We start from the raw sequence: 15,465 nt of genomic DNA, 5'->3' as shown, positions 1-15,465 counted from the left end.
CCCGCGCCCCCCCCCCCCCCCGCCCCCACGCCCCCAGCCCCGCCAGCCGCCCCCGCCCCCAGACCCGCCCGCCGACTCGACGGCCCCGCAGCCAGGTAGTCCGACGGCCCCGCAGCCAGGCAGTCCGCCAGCCCGCCCTTCGCCAGGCCGCCCTTCGCCAGGCCGCCCTTCGCCAGGCCGCCCTTCGCCAGCCCGCCCTTCGCCAGGCCGCCCTTCGCCAGGCCGCCCTTCGCCAGGCCGCCCTTCGCCAGCCCGCCCTCCGCCAGCCCGCCCTCCCTGGGGGTGCCCCCGCAGGCCATTTTCGCGGGAAGTCGCGACCTTGGGCGGGCGCGCCGGGGTGCACTGTGGATAACCGCCGACTGTGGAAAACGCGCGGGTGCCCGGCAGGAGTGCTAGATCGGGCGATGACGCGGATTGTGGCCGCACGCACGGCTCAGCCGCGGGGGCCAGTGCGGGCAAAGGTGGGGCGAAAGCGCGAGCCCCGAACCGAAACCCTCCAAGATCGCGGCCGGGGCGGGGCAAGGCGGCGGGGCGGGGGCAAGGCGGCGGGCGGGGCAAGGGTGGGGAAATTGTGTGTGGTCTGCGCGCTAGGTCATCAAGATCCAAGAAGGGGCAGAAAGCGGGAGGGAGCTAGGCGGCGCGGCTCAGGTGGTAGCCGGCCATCTCCAGCTCGCCCTCGACCAGCAGCACCGGCGTGACCAGGCCCGAGTCGTCGCTCAGGGTCATCAGGGAGCCGTCGATGTAGTAGGTGCCGTGCGCGTGCCGCTTGCGTCCGGCGACCTGCCCGTCGTACGTGCCGTCGGAGAAGATGTCGAGGCGGACCGTGCCGTCCTCGCTCAGCCAGGCTCCCACCGGCGCCGAGGTTTTCACCCTGGCCGGCAGGTGGCCGCCGCGCTCGGCGGCCCGGCCTCCCATCACGCGCTTGAGCAGCGCGGTGGCATCGAGGACGGGGTGCTCGACGGGCAGACGCATGGCGGCTCCTGGGCTCGTTCGGATGATGGCCCTTACCTTCGGCAGCGACGCGCGGTCGCCGAGTGCCGGCCGGTTGCGGATGGTTGCGGGTGGGTTGTCTGTTCAGCCGGCGGACTTCAGCGCCCCGGTCACGGCGGCGGCCAGGTTGTCGAGGTAGTCGTTGGGGAGCGGGGTGCGGGCGACCGCGAGGCGCCAGTACAGCGGGCCGAGGATCAGGTCGACCGCCACCTCGGGGTCGGCGCCCTCGGGCAGCTCACCGCGGGCCACCGCCTGGCCGATCAGCTTGTCGCCGACCGCCTGTTGGTGGGTGCGCAGCGCCTTCTGGAGGGTTTCGGCGATCTGTGGGTTTCGCGAGGCCTCGGCCATCAGGTCCGGAATGATCTGCGAGGCGATCCGGTGCTGGAGAGCCCGGCTTACGATCATCATGAGTAGTTGCAGGTCGCCGGCGAAGCTGCCGGTGTCGGGCAGCGGCACGCTGCGACCCGCCACGTCGGAGACGATCTCGAGGACCATCTCGAGCTTGTTGCCCCAGCGCCGGTAGATCGCGGTCTTGCCGACCCCGGCGCGGCGGGCCACGGCCTCGATCGAGAGCCGACCATAGCCCACCTCGGCCAGCTCCTGCATGACCGCGTTGCGGATCGCCACGGTGATGTCGCCTCGGAGCACCGCGGCCCCGGCTGGTGCTCGCTTCGCTGTCGCCACACGGTCACTATACGCCAGGACGTAACGGTTGCGTTCCGCCGTTTGGTCGGATACCGTTCACGGCACGTCGATACGAACCCGTTTCATCGACAACGGCTTGGCATGCTGAAGTTGTGTTCTCGCGGAAAGCACCTGGACCCGATTCCCCCGTCGGGCCGACGAGATCGGAGCACCACCCCATGGCTCAGACGACCGTCGAGTCCTACACCGGACCCAGTCCCAAGGAGCTGGCCCGCAAGCACGGGCTAGGCGCCGCCGGGCGGCTGCCCAGCCTGCTGGAGTACACCCGGCAGCTGTGGGGGTACCGGCACTTCATCTGGGAGTTTGCCGGCGCCAAGGTCTCGGCCGCGCTGGGCAATACCCGCCTGGGCATGCTCTGGCAGGTCCTGACCCCGCTGTTCAACGCCGGCGTCTACTACGTGATCTTCGGGCTGCTGCTGGACACCAGCCACCGGACGCCCAACTTCGTCACGTACCTGTGCATCGGCGTCTTCATCTTCGGCTACACCCAGACCGTGGTGCAGGCCGGCATTCTGTCGGTCAGCGGCAACCTAGGGCTGATCCGGGCGCTGCACTTCCCGCGCGCCAGCCTGCCGATCTCGATCACCCTGGTCGAGGCGCGCAACATGATCGTCTCGATGGCGGTGCTGATGACGATCGTGCTGGTCACCGGTGAGCCGCTCACCCTCCAGTGGCTGCTCATAGTACCGGCCCTGATCCTCCAAACGATCTTCAACGCCGGCTTCGCGATGCTGGTCGGCCGGCTCGGCTCGACGCTGCACGACCTGCGCCAGCTCGTCCCGTTCATCATGCGCGTCTGGATGTACGGCTCGGCCGTGCTCTACCCGGTGCAGCAGTTCACCGCGCACCTGCACGGCTGGAAGCTGAATCTGGTCCTGGCGAACCCGATGCTGGTCTTCATCGAGCTGATGCGGCACGCCCTGATGGAGAACGTGCAGCTGGCCGGCACTCCGATGCGCCTCTGGACCGAGGCGATCATCTGGACCGCGGTCATGGGCATCGGCGGGTACGCGTACTTCTGGCGTGGAGAGAAGGGTTACGGCCGTGGCTGACGAAGAGCGGGTCCCCACCGTCATCGCGGAGAACGCGCACATCATCTACCGCATCCACGGTTCGGTCTCGGCCGCCCAGAACTCGCCGGTGAGCAGCTTCAAGCGGCTGGTGACAAGGACCAAGAGCGCAGCCGTACGCGAGGTGCACGCGGTCAAGGGCGTCAGCTTCGTCGCGTACAAGGGCGAGGCGATCGGCCTGATCGGCACCAACGGCTCGGGCAAGTCGACGCTGCTGCGGGCGATCGCCGGCCTGCTCCCGGTCGAGCCCGGCGGCGCGATCTACGCGGCCGGCCAGCCCTCGCTGCTCGGCGTGAACGCGGCGCTGATGAACGACCTCTCCGGCGAGCGCAACGTGGTGCTCGGCTGCCTGGCCATGGGCATGACTCCGGCCCAGGTCAAGGAGCAGGTGGACGACATCATCGAGTTCTCCGGCATCAACGAGCGGGGGGACTTCAGCTCGCTGCCGATGCGGACGTACTCGTCCGGTATGGGCGCACGACTGCGCTTCGCGATCGCCGCGGCCAAGAAGCACGACGTGCTGCTCATCGACGAGGCGCTGGCCACCGGCGACGCGAAGTTCCGCAAGCGCAGCGAGCAGCGGGTCCGCGACCTGCGCGCGGAGGCGGGCACGGTGTTCCTGGTCAGCCACAGCGAGCAGTCGATCCGGGACACCTGCGAGCGCACGATCTGGCTGGAGAGCGGCGAGCTCCGGGCCGACGGCCCGACCGAGGACGTGATGAAGGAGTACGAGACCTACGTCAAGAAGTAGACGCAGATCTCGTACCCCCTCGGGGTGAAATCCGTCAGACCACCGAAAGATGCACGTGGTTGGTGTGGTCGCTGGACGGGTCGCCGTTGCCCCGGGTGTACGCCTTCCAGCCGCTGCTGGGCAGCCAGATGCGTTTGAACCAGATGACGTAGAGGACGCCCAGCTTGCTGGAGTTGTTGATGAAGTAGTTCGCCAGGTTCGTCCCGTACGTCTTGCTGCTGCCGGTCGCGACGCCGCCGAAGCCGTCCTGGTCGGCGGCGAAGTCGCAGGCCCGCCCCTTCGGATGCTCGCCGCTGTTCTGCGCGCGCCAGCAGTGCACGTAGTGGGTGAAGCCGGCCGCCTGCGCCTGCTGCATGGCGTGCAGCAGCCGTGCCGTGATGCAGTGGCCGCTGGTCGGGTCGGTCACCGAGCAGGAATCGCCACCGCCGCCCGTGTACGACGTGGCCGTCTTGCTGCTGCCACCGTCGCTCGGCTGCGGATCGTCCTGGCCGGCGTTGGCCGCCTTGAGCGCGCCCTCGGCTTGCGCCTTGCGCCGGGCCATCAGGTTGACCTGCTTCTGCTGGTCCCGCACGGTGGCGTCGATGGCCTGCTTGGCCGTGGCCTGGCTGTCCCGAGTGGTCTCGAGGTCGCGGAGGACCGCCCGCTGCTGGACCCCGACCGTCTCGAGCGTCTCGGCCCGGTCGAGGAAGCCGTCCGGCGAGTCGGCGTTGATCAGCGCGCTCATCGGGCCGAGCCGCCCGGTCTTGTAGGCCTGCTGGACGATCTGGTCGAACGCGGCCTGTTTCGGCCCGACCTCGGCGTCCAGCTTCTTGAGCTCGGCGTTCAGCTCGGTCTGCCGCTTCTGGCCGGCGGCGAGCGCCGCCTTCGCGTCCAACCAGCCCCGGGAGGCGGCCTCGAGCTGCGCGGTGAGTGACTTGGAGCCGCCCTCACCGTCGTCGCCGGTGCTGCCGGGCGCGGCCGAGGCCGGACCGGCGACCGCGACGGCCAGGCCCGTGGCGGCCACCATCAGGGCGAGCGTCGCCGCTAATCGGCGGCGGACAGAAATGTGCCGCACAACAGTTCCTTCCGTCGGCCGCCGACCGAGTTAGCTGACGGGTTCGGGACGGAAGCTATCCCTACCGCTTGCGCGGATTCACCCCGAGGAAACAATTTGGTTCCCCGGCTCGCCCCAAGGGCGATTAGGCGGCGGTCCCCGGGTGGGGACCGGGTCCGACCATACCCATGATATCGATTGATCGACAGATCTCGCACTCTGCGCAATTCCTCGATAACCCGTGGTCACTTTCTTACGCACCGTTGCCGGACGATCACCGCATTCGCGTTTCCTGGGCGCTGAAGGATGGCTTGGCCTCAGGTAAACTCGCGACGGCTCTGCCGCCGAGGCGCCGCCCCCGAGGTGCCGGCAGACCACCGCCCAATCGCCGCGAGGCGAGCCGGGGAACCACTGTTCCTCACCTGGGGTGAATCCGCGCGAGCGGTAGGGATCGCTTCCGTCCCGAACCCGTCAGCTAACCCGGTCGGCGGTTAACCGGAAGGAACGTGAATGACCGTACGACCCCGCCGGTGGCTAATCGTGGCACTGGCACCGCTCGTGGGCCTCTCGTTGCTGGCCGCACCGGCCGCCCCCGCGAGCGCCGACCCGGACACCTCGCCGTCCACCGCGGCCACGCCGGACGAGGGCTCCGACGACGTCGAGGCGAACGCCACGCTCAACGACGTGCTGGAGTCGTCGAACCGGAAATACGTGCAGGCCAAGGCGGCGGTCACGAAGTCGACCGCGACCCAGAAGGATCTGGGCGTCAAGATCACCCTGGCCGAGGCCAAGCGGGACAGGCTGATTCCCGAGGTCAACGCGATCGCCGCGCAGCAGTACGCCACCGGCCACCTCGGCGCCGCCAGTTACCTGCTCGGCAGCCAGGGGTCGGACGACTTCTTCGCCAAGGCGGTCTCGCTGGAGGAGATCAACAGCTTGCACGACCGCAAGCTGCACGAGCTCAACACCGCGATCGACGAGGTCAGTGCGCAGAAGGCCGCGCTCGACGCCGAGGTCAAGTCGCAGCAGACCAACCTGCTCGCGATGTCGAAGCAGAAGGCCGCGGCCGAAAAGGCGCTGGCCCTGGTCGGCGGCACGAGCCTCACCGGCGGTTTCGTCGACGCGGTCTCCAAGACGGCGGCGCCCGCCCCGCGTAATGCCGACGGCGGTTTCTCGCCGGAGAAATGCACCGTCGACGATCCGACCACCGACGGTTGCATCACTCCGCGTATGCTGCACCTCTACCAAGAGGTGAAGAAGGCGGGCTTCAATCGATTCGTCGGCTGTCACCGCAATGGCGGGCCGTTCGAGCATCCCAAGGGCAGGGCCTGCGACTGGTCCCTGCAGAAGAGCGGATTCTCCAACGCGCACAACGCCGACATGAAGAACTACGGCAACAACCTGATGGCGTTCCTGGTACGCAATGCCGACCGGTTGGGCATCTACTACGTCATCTGGTACAAGCAGATCTGGTTCCCCGCGACCGGTAACTGGCACACCTATCACGGCGTGAGCGCCCACATGGACCACGTGCACGTATCGGTGCTCTAGCTCCGGAAACGAATGGCGAGGCCCCTGCGAACGTTCGCGGGGGCCTCGTCATTTCCGGTCAGTCCTGCGGTGCCCGGCGCACCGGCGCGCGACCGGCCGGCTGGGTGGGCGGCGGGCCGACCGGGCCGGCCGGCGGGATCGGCACGCTCACCGGCTTCACCTGGGTCACCTCGACCTCCTTGCCGTGGTGCTGCAGCACCAGCCGGGCCGAGCCGCCGCCGTTGCGCAGCGAGTAGGTCACCTCGTGGGCGGTCACGTTCACCCGCAGCCGCAGCCCCCGCCAGAGCAGCGAGAACTCCAGGTTGTTGATCCGGCTGGGCAGGCGCGGCGCGAACGACAGCTGGCCGTTGAAGTCGCGCATGCCGCCGAGGCCGGCGATCAGCGAGATCCAGGTGCCGGCCAGCGACGCCACGTGCACCCCGTCGCGCGAGTTCTGGTGCAGGTCGTGCAGGTCCATCAGGGCGGCCTCGCCCAGGTAGTCGTGGGCCAGCTCGAGGTGGCCCACCTCGGCCGCCATCACGGCCTGGATGCACGCCGACAGCGAGGAGTCCCGGACGGTCCGCGCGTCGTAGTAGGCGAAGTTGCGCTGCTTCTCCTCCGGGGTGAACGCGTCGCCCCGGATGTACATCGCCATCACCAGGTCGGCCTGCTTGACCACCTGCTTGCGGTACAGGTCGAAGTACGGGTAGTTGAGCAGCAGCGGGTACGCCTCGGGCGGCGTGTTCTCGAAGTCCCATTCCTGCAGCCGGGTGAAGCCCTCCGACTGCTGGTGGACCTGCAGTTCCCGGTCGTACGGGATGTGCACGGCCGCCGCCGCGTCCCGCCAGGAGGCCATCTCCTCGTCGTCGACGCCCAGCTTGCGGGCCAGGTCGGGATGACGTTTGGCCGCCTCGACGGCGCTGAACATGTTCTGCTGCGCCATCAGGTTGGTGTAGATGTTGTCGTCCACCACGGCGGTGTACTCGTCGGGGCCGGTGACCCCGTCGATGTGGAAGCGGCCGTGCCGGTCGTGGTGGCCCAGCGACCGCCACAGGCGTGCGGTCTCGATGAGCAGTTCGAGGCCGACCTCGCGCTCGAAGTCGTAGTCGCCGGTGGCCTGCACGTACCGGCGGACCGCGTCGGCGATGTCGGCGCCGATGTGGAATCCCGCGGTGCCGGCCGGCCAGTACGCCGAGCACTCCTGCCCGCGGATCGTCCGCCACGGGAACGCCGCGCCCTGCAGGCCCAGCGTCTGCGCCCGCTCCCGGGCCAGGTCCAGCGTCGAGTGCCGCCAGCGCAGCACGTCCGCCGCCGCCGAGGGCTGGGTGTAGGTCAGGGCGGGCAACACGAACGTCTCCGCGTCCCAGAACGTGTGGCCGTCGTAGCCGGGGCCGGAGAGGCCTTTGGAGCCGATCGGCCGCTGCTCGGCCCGGGCGCCGGCCTGCAGCGTGTGGAACAGGCCGAAGCGCACGGCCTGCTGCACCTCGGGGTCGCCCTCGACCTTGACGTCGGAGTGGTCCCAGAAGGCGTCCAGGTATTCCCGCTGGGCCTCGACCAGTCCCTCCCAGCCGTCCAGCCGGGCGCTGGCGAGCGCGGCGCCGACCTGGTCGCGGATGGCGGGCAACGAGCGGCTGCCGGACCAGCCGTACGCGGCGAGCTTGACCACCCGCAGCTTCTGGCCCGGCTCGAGCTTGGTGGCCACCGTCGTGCGCAGCCAGTCGGGGTGCCCCTCGGTGGTGATCGCATGCTTGCCGGGCGCCTCGACGAGGTGCTCCATGGCCGCGGCCATCCGCAGGTCGCTGGCCTTGGTGCAGTGCACCAGCAGCCCGCCGGTGCGCTGCTCGATCATCTCCTCGGCCTGCAGCGGGTGGTCGAGCACGGCGGCGACCCGCGGGTCCTTGCTCATCGGCGGCAGCTGCTCGTTGGCGACCAGTTCGGACTGCAGGATCAGCCGGGCCGAGGCGTCGAGCGGCTCCACCTCGTAGAGGAAGGCGACCACGGCGCGCTGGGTGAACGAGACCAGCCGCACGGTGCGCACCCGGATCGCCTGACCGGAGGGGGAGACCCACTCGACGGTGCGCTCCAGGGTGCCGGCTCGCAGGTCGAGCACCCGCTCGTGGGAGCGGAGGTCGCCGTACCGCACGTCGAACGGCTCGTCGTCGACCAGCAGCCGCATGAGCTTGGCGTTGGTCACGTTGATCATCGTCTGGCCGGACTCGGGGAAGCCGTATCCGGCCTCGGCGTACGGCAGCGGGCGCAGCTCGTAGAACGAGTTCAGGTAGGTGCCCGGCAGGCCGTGCGGCTCGCCCTCGTCCAGGTTCCCGCGTATCCCGATGTGCCCGTTGGCGAGCGCGAACACCGACTCGGACTGGGCCAGCAGGTCCAGGTCGAGCCGGGTCTCCCGGATGTGCCAGGGGTCCACGGGATATGCCCGTTCACGGATCACGGTGGTGCCTCTCGAATGAAAAGAGAAAGTCGTGAAAGATATCGAACGCTGATACGTGGCTCAGCGCGTCAGGAGTTCGGACAGGTCTGTGACAACGATGTCGGCGCCGTGCTCCAACAAAGCGTCATGCTGCCCGACGCGGTCCACACCGACCACGATCCCGAAATGACCGGCCCGGCCTGCGGCGACGCCCGCCTGGGCGTCCTCGAAGACGGCGCATGCCGCCGGCGGCAGACCCAGCAGTTTTGCCCCGTACAGAAAAGTGTCGGGTGCCGGCTTGCCCGGCAAGCTTTGCTCGCGGGCGGTCACACCGTCCACGCGCTCCTCGATGAGGTCGGCTATGCCGGCCGCCTCCAGTACGTCCTTGCAGTTGGCGCTGGCCGAGACGACGACACGGCGGAGTCCGGCGTCGCGGGCGGCCTTCAGGTACTCCACCGAGCCCGGGTAGACCTGCACGGCGCCCTCTTTGATCTTCTGCAGCACCACGGCGTTCTTCTTGTTGCCGATGCCGTTCACGGTCAACTGGTCGGGACCGTCGTCCGGGCTGCCCTCGGGCAGGGTGATACCACGAGAGGCGAGGAAGGTTCGGACGCCGTCGGCGCGTGGCCGGCCGTCCACGAAGCGCTGGTAGTCGGCCCCGGAGTCGAAGGGCACGAATGGCTCGCCGTGCTGAGCCGACCGCGTCTGGAGAAACGTGTCGAACGTTTGTTTCCACGCGGCATTGTGCACAAGGGCGGTCTGGGTGAGCACGCCATCAAGATCAAATAGGCATGCGGTCACATGCTGAGGTAGTCCGAGCACGCGCCCAATGTAGTCGCATGCGGCTCGCCGCGAGTCCCGAAGGGCGCCTTCACATTTTCGGCGGGCTTTACGCCCTGTTCAAACTGCTGTTTCAGTTGGATGACGCCCGGCGTGGTAACGCGATTCGCAGCCCGATCGTGGTACCGATCGGGCCGGTCGCCACGGTGACCTCGTCGCAGAGCTGGTGGGCCAGCCAGATGCCCCGGCCGCCCACCTCGAACGCCTCGGGCACCTCGGGCCGGCGCAGGTAGTGCGCCGGGATGCCGGGGCCCGCGTCGGTGACCGTGCACCACGCCGAGCCGCCGGCCAGCCAGAGCACCGCGCGCCCCTGGCCGCCCGCGTGCAGCACGACGTTGGTGATCACCTCGTTGACCGCGAGCACGAAGCCCTGCAACCGGTCGCCGCCGAGGCCGACCGCGGCCAGCCGGCCGGAGACCTCGTGGCGCACCACGGCGATCTCGTCCCGCCCGAAGCGGCGGTCGAGGAGCTGGGGAGCGGCGGAGGGCGAGCCGGTCAGGACGCTCGACTCCGCACCCGGAGCCGAACGCACGCTTTGGCTCATACTCTCCTCCACCGTCGTGCAGCCTACGCGCTGCGCCCTGCCGGTAGCACCGGGCCCGTCCAACCAGCCGCCCAGCACCTGCGGAACCAAGGTGAACAGGGCGGCGGACCGGGCCCGCTACCGCCAACCGACGTCGATGCGATCGCCGCGCTCGTCGAAGAAGTGCAGCATGTCCATCCGCACCGCGATGGAGAGCGGGTGCCCGGGAGAGACGGCCGGGTACGGCGCCAGACGGACCGCCAGCTCGGCCGGTCGGCGGTGGTGCCGGCCCGGGTCGAGAACGCTGACCCGCTCCTCCGGGGGCTGCACCGTCGCGGTGGCGCCGGAGCCGCGGCCGGTGAGCTTCTGCAGCGTGCTGCCGAAGCGCCGGAAGGCGCCGCCCGGCTCGGGGTCGGGCTTGCCGGTGCCCATCTCGTCCACCACGATCGCGGTCGCGCCGATGTCCAGGTACGCCAGCGACTCGTGCCCGTGGTGCTCGAGGTAGCGGATCCGGCCGCGGAGAACGTCGCCCGGCACGTCCGGCGCGACCGGGGTGAGCGCCTCGGCCCGCATGCCGACCACGATGCGCTCGCCGTGGTAGTGCGCCACGGCCCGCGCCCGGATGTCGTTCCACGGCAGGTAGAGGGCCTGCTCGCCGAGGTTCAGCGTGACGTACTGGTCGAGGTGGACGTAGACCGAGGCCTCGAGCAGGTTCATCCGGGGCGCGCCGAGGAACGCGGCCACGTAGAGGGTGGCCGGCCGCCCGTACACCTCGGTGGGGGTGCCGACGTCCTGCAGGACGCCCTTGCGCATGATCGCGACCCGGTCGGCCATGGTGAGCGCCTCGGCCTGGTCGTGCGTCACGTACATGGTGGTGACGCCGAGCTCCCTGGTGAGGCCGGTGATCTCGGCGCGCAGCTCGGCGCGCAGGCCGCTGTCGAGGTTGGACAGCGGCTCGTCCATCAGGAAGAGGCCGGGGCGGCGCACGATCGCGCGGCCCATCGCGACCCGCTGGCGCTGCCCGCCGGAGAGCTGGCTGGGCTTGCGGCCGAGCACGTCACCGATGCCGAGAGCGCTCGCGACGTCGCCAACTTTCTCTAGCCGGTTATTAGTCTCCATACCGGACAAACGAAGCGGAAAGCCGATATTATCGTTCACCGTCATATGCGGATAAAGAGCGAAATCCTGAAAGACCATGGCGATACTGCGATCACGCGGCGCCAATTCGAGCACCGGGTCACCGTTGAGGAGAATGTCCCCTTCGGACGGATCCTCCAGGCCGGCGATCATCCGCAGAATCGTCGACTTTCCGCAGCCGGACGGGCCCAGGAGCACGAGAAACTCGCCGTCCTCCACGTCGAGACTCACGTGGTTGACGGCAATCGTGCCATCGGGCCACACCTTGGTGACGTCCTTCAGCAAGACGGTGGACACCGTCTCTACCTCCTGCCGGGAAAGCTGGCAATGATCCCGGTCCCAACGTGGCCGGCGATCTAGCTCACTTTGACGAGGAGTATCGATATGCCGCCATCGGGTGAACGTGCCATTTGCGCACAGTAGCGGACCGGTTACACATTATTGCCGCTGGTCGCGAAAGACCCGACGAATCACGCGTTCAGCCGCATTACCGTCATCGAGGTAGCAGAACCGCTCCCGGAACGCCTGGCGCGCCGCGTCGTCCCAGCGACCGTCCTCGAAGATCTCGAGCAGCTCGCCGAACTCCGTGGCGACCGGGCCGGGCGGCCCCGCCAGCAGGTCGAAGTACACGCCGCGCAGATCTCGGTAGACCGGCCAGTCGGGCGCATAGATCACCAATGGACGGTCGAGCACGGCGAAGTCGAACATCGCCGACGAGTAGTCGGTCAGCAGCACGTCGGCGGCCAGATAGAGATCCTCGACGGCCGGATGGCCGGAGACGTCCACGACCCGGCCCGCGAGCAGGGCGCCGGCCGAGAGGTAGTGCGACCGCACCAGCAGCACGGTCTCCGGGCCGAGCGCCGCGGCCAGGCGCTCCACGTCGAGGACGTGAGCGCCCTTCGGCAGCCACTCGCGGTACGTCGGCAGGTAGAGCACCACCCGGCGGCCGGGCGCGATGCCCAGCCGCTCGCGGATCGCCGCACCCTCGGCGCCGGTCGCGGTCGCCAGCCGGTCGTTGCGCGGGTAGCCGACCTCGAGCGTCTCGTACCCGCACGGATACGCCCGATCCCAGGCGACCGTGGTGTGCGCGTTCGCGGTGACCGAGAAGTCCCAGCGGTCGGCCCGGCGCATCTGCCCGGCGAAGTCGGCGTCCCGGACCGCGCCCGGGTGGTCCAGCTGGTCCATCCCCATCGTCTTGAGCGGGGTGCCGTGGTGGGTCATCACGTGCGTGGTGCCGCGCCGCTTGACCATCATATTCGGCCAGTTGACGTTGTTGATCAGGTAGCGGGCGCGGGCCAGCGCGCGGTAGTAGGCCCGGGTGCCGGCCACCACGTAGTCGACACCGGGCGGGACCGCGGCCGCCCTCTCCGGCCCGACCACCCAGACCGCGCGCACCTCGGGCACCAGGTCGGCGGCCTTCGCCGCGATCGCCGCCGGGTTGCAGGCGACCCCCCGATACCAGTACGCCGCGTACAACGCGAGCGACCGATCCACCGGAAACAGCAGCTGGGACCGGTAGTAGAGGCGGCCGAACGCCTGCCGGCCGCGCCGGCGCAGCTTGCCGTACGGGCGACCGGCCAGCCGCTGCGCGCCGCGGGTGGCGCGCATCATCACCTCCGCGAGCTGGTACGACCGGTACGCGCCGCGAGCCACGAACCGGTAGCGCAGCCCCTCGCCGCCGCCCGGCGACGGAAAGCCCCCCGGCGGCAGATGGCGCTGATACATCTCGGTCATCGCGGCGAAGAAGCGGGCGCGCGAGGTGGGCGGCACCCGGGTGTCGTGCCGCAGCACCCGCATGAGGTGCCAGAGCATCCGCCGGAAGAGCAGCCCGCGCACCTGTCCGCCGAAGGCTTCCGGGCGGGTCCGGGCGTACTCGGCGCAGAGGGCGAGCGCCTGTTCCCAGTGCTCGAAGACCTCGAAGTGCCGGTCCCCCACGGTCCGGGTGATCGCCCCGGTGCGCCGCTGGCGGTAGTGCACGCAGGTGCGCGGCAGGCCGCTGATCCGCGGGGCGGCCACCATCAACGGGAAGGTGAACGAGACGTCCTCGTACCAGCCCGCCTCGAAGGCCAGGCCGAGCCGGTCCAGCAACTCCCGCCGGATCACCCGGTTCCAGGCCACGTGCAGCACGTCGAGCACCTGCGGCCACTGCTGCACGGAGAACACCTGGGGCGCGTCGCCGAGCAGCGTCCGGGCCGAGCCGGTCTGCACCCGGCCGTCCCAGTGCACCCGGTCCCAGCCGACCACCAGCACGTCCGCCCCGGTGGCGCGCAGCCGGTCGCCGACCGCGGCGAGCGCGCCGGTGGCCAGCCAGTCGTCGCTGTCGAGGAACCAGACGTACTCGCCGCGGGCGTGCTCGAGGCCCAGGTTGCGGGCGCGGCCGAGGCCGACGTTCGCGGCCGAGGTGATCACCCGGACCCGGGCGTCGCGGGCCGCGTACTCGGCGAGGATCTCCCCGCTGTAGTCGGGCGAGCAGTCGTTCACCGCGACGATCTCGAAGTCCCCGAACGACTGCTCCAGCACCGAGTCGAGGCATTGACGCAGGTAACCCTGCACCCGGTAGACCGGGAGCACGATGCTCAGCAACGTCACGTCCGGCGCCAGTCGGCCACGGCGCGCCAGAGGAACGAGCCACCCACGACGACCGCCAGTCCGGCCTCGGCCAGGGTGGGGTGGCCGGCCGGCGCGAGCACAGCCAGCACCACCACGCGGACCTCCCAGCCGACCAACGGGCCGGCGCCGCGACCGGCCGGTGTGCACTTCTCCATCCGGGCGGTCAGATCGTAGTGCCGCAGGGCCAGGGTGAACAGCAGCAGGAAGATCACCGAGGCGGCTACCGAGCCGGCCCGGCCGACCGCGACCACGTACAGGTACTCCGCGGCGCGCAGGGCGGCCGGGACCAGCCAGTCGAGCGGGCCGTCGTGCCGCGCCCGGGCCGGCAGCGCGGCGGCGAGGATCAGCAGCGCGACCACGCCCATGGCGACCGGGGCCGGCGGCTCGGCCCAACCGAACAGCAACGCCGCGACCAGCCCGAGCGAGGCGACCACGCCCACCGCCGCGCACAGAAGCGGAGCTTCGAAAGACCCCGCCAGGAGGTGGCGGACCAGCGGGCCGTCGTCGCGGTGCCGGCCGGTGTCGACCTTGTCGAGCACCCCGACCCGCATCGAGAGCGACCGCAACGACCGCAGGGCGAGCGTGTACGCGAACGCGAGCAACCCGCAACCGGCCACGGCGCCGAGCGCGACCCGCCCGTCGGCCAGCATCGCCAGCACCGCGATCAGCGCCCACCGCTCGCCGATCGGGAAGACCACGATCCGCTTCAGCCAGTACGCCGCCGAGCCCGCCTCGCCCTGCACCCGGGTGGAGGCGGTCGCCAGCCGGGCGCCGACCCCACCGGCCGGCCGGGGGCGCGGGTGGGACGCGGCCTCGTCGTGCAACGCGCCGTACCAGGAATCGGTCATGTGCCGAACGGTCTGGACCAGGATCGCGGTGATCGCGAGGGGCCACGCGTACGGCAGGCCGATCCGCTCGGCGCCGGCCGCGAGCCCGGCGTAGACCGCGTACTCCTTGGCCCGGTCGGCCATCGTGTCGAGCCAGCCGCCGAACGCGCCGAACGTGCGGGTGTAGCGGGCCAGCTGACCGTCCACACAGTCGAGCACGAAGCCGAGGTAGAGCAGGATGCCGCCGGCGACCATCGCGGGCCGGGACGCCTGCCAGAAGGCGAGCGCGGCCAGCCCGGCGAGCAGCACGGACAGCCAGGTGACGGCGGTCGGCGACAGGCCCAGCCGGGCCGCGGCCCGGGTGACCATCGGCGACCACGTGCTCACCGCGTACGTGGTGAAGAAGTCGTCCCGCTCCTTGACGGCCAGCCGCAGGCGGGCCGCCTCCTCGTCGACCGCGGCCACCTCGGCCCGGGCCTCGGCCAGCTCGGACGACGTGCGCACCTGGGTGGCCCGCAGCAGCCGCACCGGGGTGGCGACCGGCACCACGCCCGCGTCGAGCAGGGCGGACAGCAGGTCGGGACGGTCGGCGACCTGCTCCAATGTGGGCAGGTCGGCCGGGGCGACGCAGAGGGCGCCGAGGTAGCGCACGGTGCCCGCGCCGGGTTGGGCCGGCAGCAGCTTGCCGCGGTCGTCGCGCAGGTCGCCGGCCGGGTCGGCGACGACCAGCGCGGTGCTGCGGCCGCCCGGCTCGGTGGCGAGCGTGCGCAGCAGGCTGGCGTGCGCGACCAGGTTGTCGGCGCAGATCAGCACCCGCTGGTTCGCGTCGTGCGCGCGCCGGGAGAGGGCCCGCAGCGAGCCGGGATCGCCGAGCCGCACGACCTCGGAGGCGCCGGCCGCCCGCAACGCGGTGACCAGGTCCTGCTCCAGTCCGCTGGCATCGGGAGGGTCGAGGGCATTGCCGCCGCCGGCGGAGAGCAGGGCCAGAGTCACGCAACCATCACCGCCTTGCCGGGGCCCGAAA

The 15,465-nt window shown here is 70.4% G+C and carries 12 protein-coding genes and 2 riboswitches; of the genes, 3 read left to right on the top strand and 9 right to left on the bottom strand.

What is annotated here, in order from left to right; genetic code table 11:
• Positions 1-630 precede the first annotated feature (630 nt).
• Both ODJ79_RS10950 and ODJ79_RS10945 read right to left on the bottom strand, forming a co-directional pair.
• Positions 631-972: an Atu4866 domain-containing protein gene (locus tag ODJ79_RS10950; RefSeq protein ID WP_263023240.1), complete on the bottom strand. Its 342-nt coding sequence runs from the start codon at positions 970-972 to the stop codon at positions 631-633.
• Positions 973-1,074: 102 nt separating this feature from the next.
• Complete coding sequence (locus ODJ79_RS10945; protein ID WP_263023239.1) at positions 1,075-1,674, bottom strand: TetR/AcrR family transcriptional regulator; 600 nt, start codon at positions 1,672-1,674, stop codon at positions 1,075-1,077.
• Positions 1,675-1,853: 179 nt separating this feature from the next.
• On the opposite strand from ODJ79_RS10945, the gene ODJ79_RS10940 reads away from it, so the two are divergent.
• Positions 1,854-2,747 carry an ABC transporter permease gene (locus ODJ79_RS10940; protein ID WP_263023238.1) on the top strand — a complete coding sequence of 298 codons (894 nt, stop codon included), beginning with the start codon at positions 1,854-1,856 and terminating at the stop codon, positions 2,745-2,747.
• Positions 2,740-3,516, top strand: a complete 777-nt coding sequence (locus ODJ79_RS10935; RefSeq protein WP_263023237.1) for an ABC transporter ATP-binding protein — start codon at positions 2,740-2,742, stop codon at positions 3,514-3,516. Before ODJ79_RS10940 ends, ODJ79_RS10935 begins: the two co-directional genes overlap by 8 nt.
• Positions 3,517-3,550: 34 nt before the next feature.
• Here ODJ79_RS10935 and ODJ79_RS10930 read toward each other — a convergent pair whose 3' ends face one another.
• Positions 3,551-4,522 (bottom strand): coiled-coil domain-containing protein, encoded by a 972-nt coding sequence (locus ODJ79_RS10930; RefSeq protein WP_263023236.1) that lies wholly within the window; start codon positions 4,520-4,522, stop codon positions 3,551-3,553.
• Positions 4,523-4,573: 51 nt separating this feature from the next.
• Positions 4,574-4,711, bottom strand: a riboswitch (cyclic di-AMP (ydaO/yuaA leader).
• Between the two features lie 206 nt (positions 4,712-4,917).
• Positions 4,918-5,056: riboswitch (cyclic di-AMP (ydaO/yuaA leader) on the top strand.
• Positions 5,057-5,059: 3 nt separating this feature from the next.
• Between ODJ79_RS10930 and ODJ79_RS10925 the strand changes: the two genes are divergently transcribed.
• Positions 5,060-6,100 (top strand): coiled-coil domain-containing protein, encoded by a 1,041-nt coding sequence (locus ODJ79_RS10925; protein WP_263023235.1) that lies wholly within the window; start codon positions 5,060-5,062, stop codon positions 6,098-6,100.
• Between the two features lie 58 nt (positions 6,101-6,158).
• On the opposite strand, the gene ODJ79_RS10920 is transcribed toward ODJ79_RS10925, so the two are convergent.
• The 6 genes from ODJ79_RS10920 to ODJ79_RS10895 all read right to left on the bottom strand — a co-directional run bounded on the left by ODJ79_RS10920 (position 6,159) and on the right by ODJ79_RS10895 (position 15,434).
• A complete protein-coding gene (locus ODJ79_RS10920; protein ID WP_263023234.1) occupies positions 6,159-8,525 on the bottom strand; it encodes a glycoside hydrolase family 65 protein in 2,367 nt (788 codons plus the stop codon).
• 60 nt (positions 8,526-8,585) lie between these two features.
• Entirely contained in the window at positions 8,586-9,326 is a 741-nt protein-coding gene (locus ODJ79_RS10915) for an HAD family hydrolase (RefSeq protein ID WP_263023233.1), read from the bottom strand.
• A 91-nt stretch (positions 9,327-9,417) separates the two neighbouring features.
• Positions 9,418-9,876, bottom strand: coding sequence for an ATP-binding protein (locus ODJ79_RS10910; protein WP_263023232.1), 459 nt, complete (start codon positions 9,874-9,876; stop codon positions 9,418-9,420).
• A 129-nt stretch (positions 9,877-10,005) separates the two neighbouring features.
• On the bottom strand, positions 10,006-11,301 hold the full coding sequence (locus ODJ79_RS10905) for an ABC transporter ATP-binding protein (protein WP_263023231.1): 1,296 nt from the start codon (positions 11,299-11,301) through the stop codon (positions 10,006-10,008).
• Between the two features lie 141 nt (positions 11,302-11,442).
• Positions 11,443-13,593, bottom strand: coding sequence for a bifunctional glycosyltransferase family 2 protein/CDP-glycerol:glycerophosphate glycerophosphotransferase (locus ODJ79_RS10900; RefSeq protein WP_263023230.1), 2,151 nt, complete (start codon positions 13,591-13,593; stop codon positions 11,443-11,445).
• Positions 13,590-15,434 carry a CDP-alcohol phosphatidyltransferase family protein gene (locus tag ODJ79_RS10895; protein ID WP_263023229.1) on the bottom strand — a complete coding sequence of 615 codons (1,845 nt, stop codon included), beginning with the start codon at positions 15,432-15,434 and terminating at the stop codon, positions 13,590-13,592. Before ODJ79_RS10895 ends, ODJ79_RS10900 begins: the two co-directional genes overlap by 4 nt.
• Positions 15,435-15,465: the final 31 nt, after the last annotated feature.

This window comes from Actinoplanes sp. KI2, assembly GCF_025630775.1.
Classification (GTDB): domain Bacteria; phylum Actinomycetota; class Actinomycetes; order Mycobacteriales; family Micromonosporaceae; genus Actinoplanes.
The sequence above is the reverse complement of the archived record's forward strand: the minus strand, read 5'-3'. Positions and strand labels throughout refer to the sequence as shown.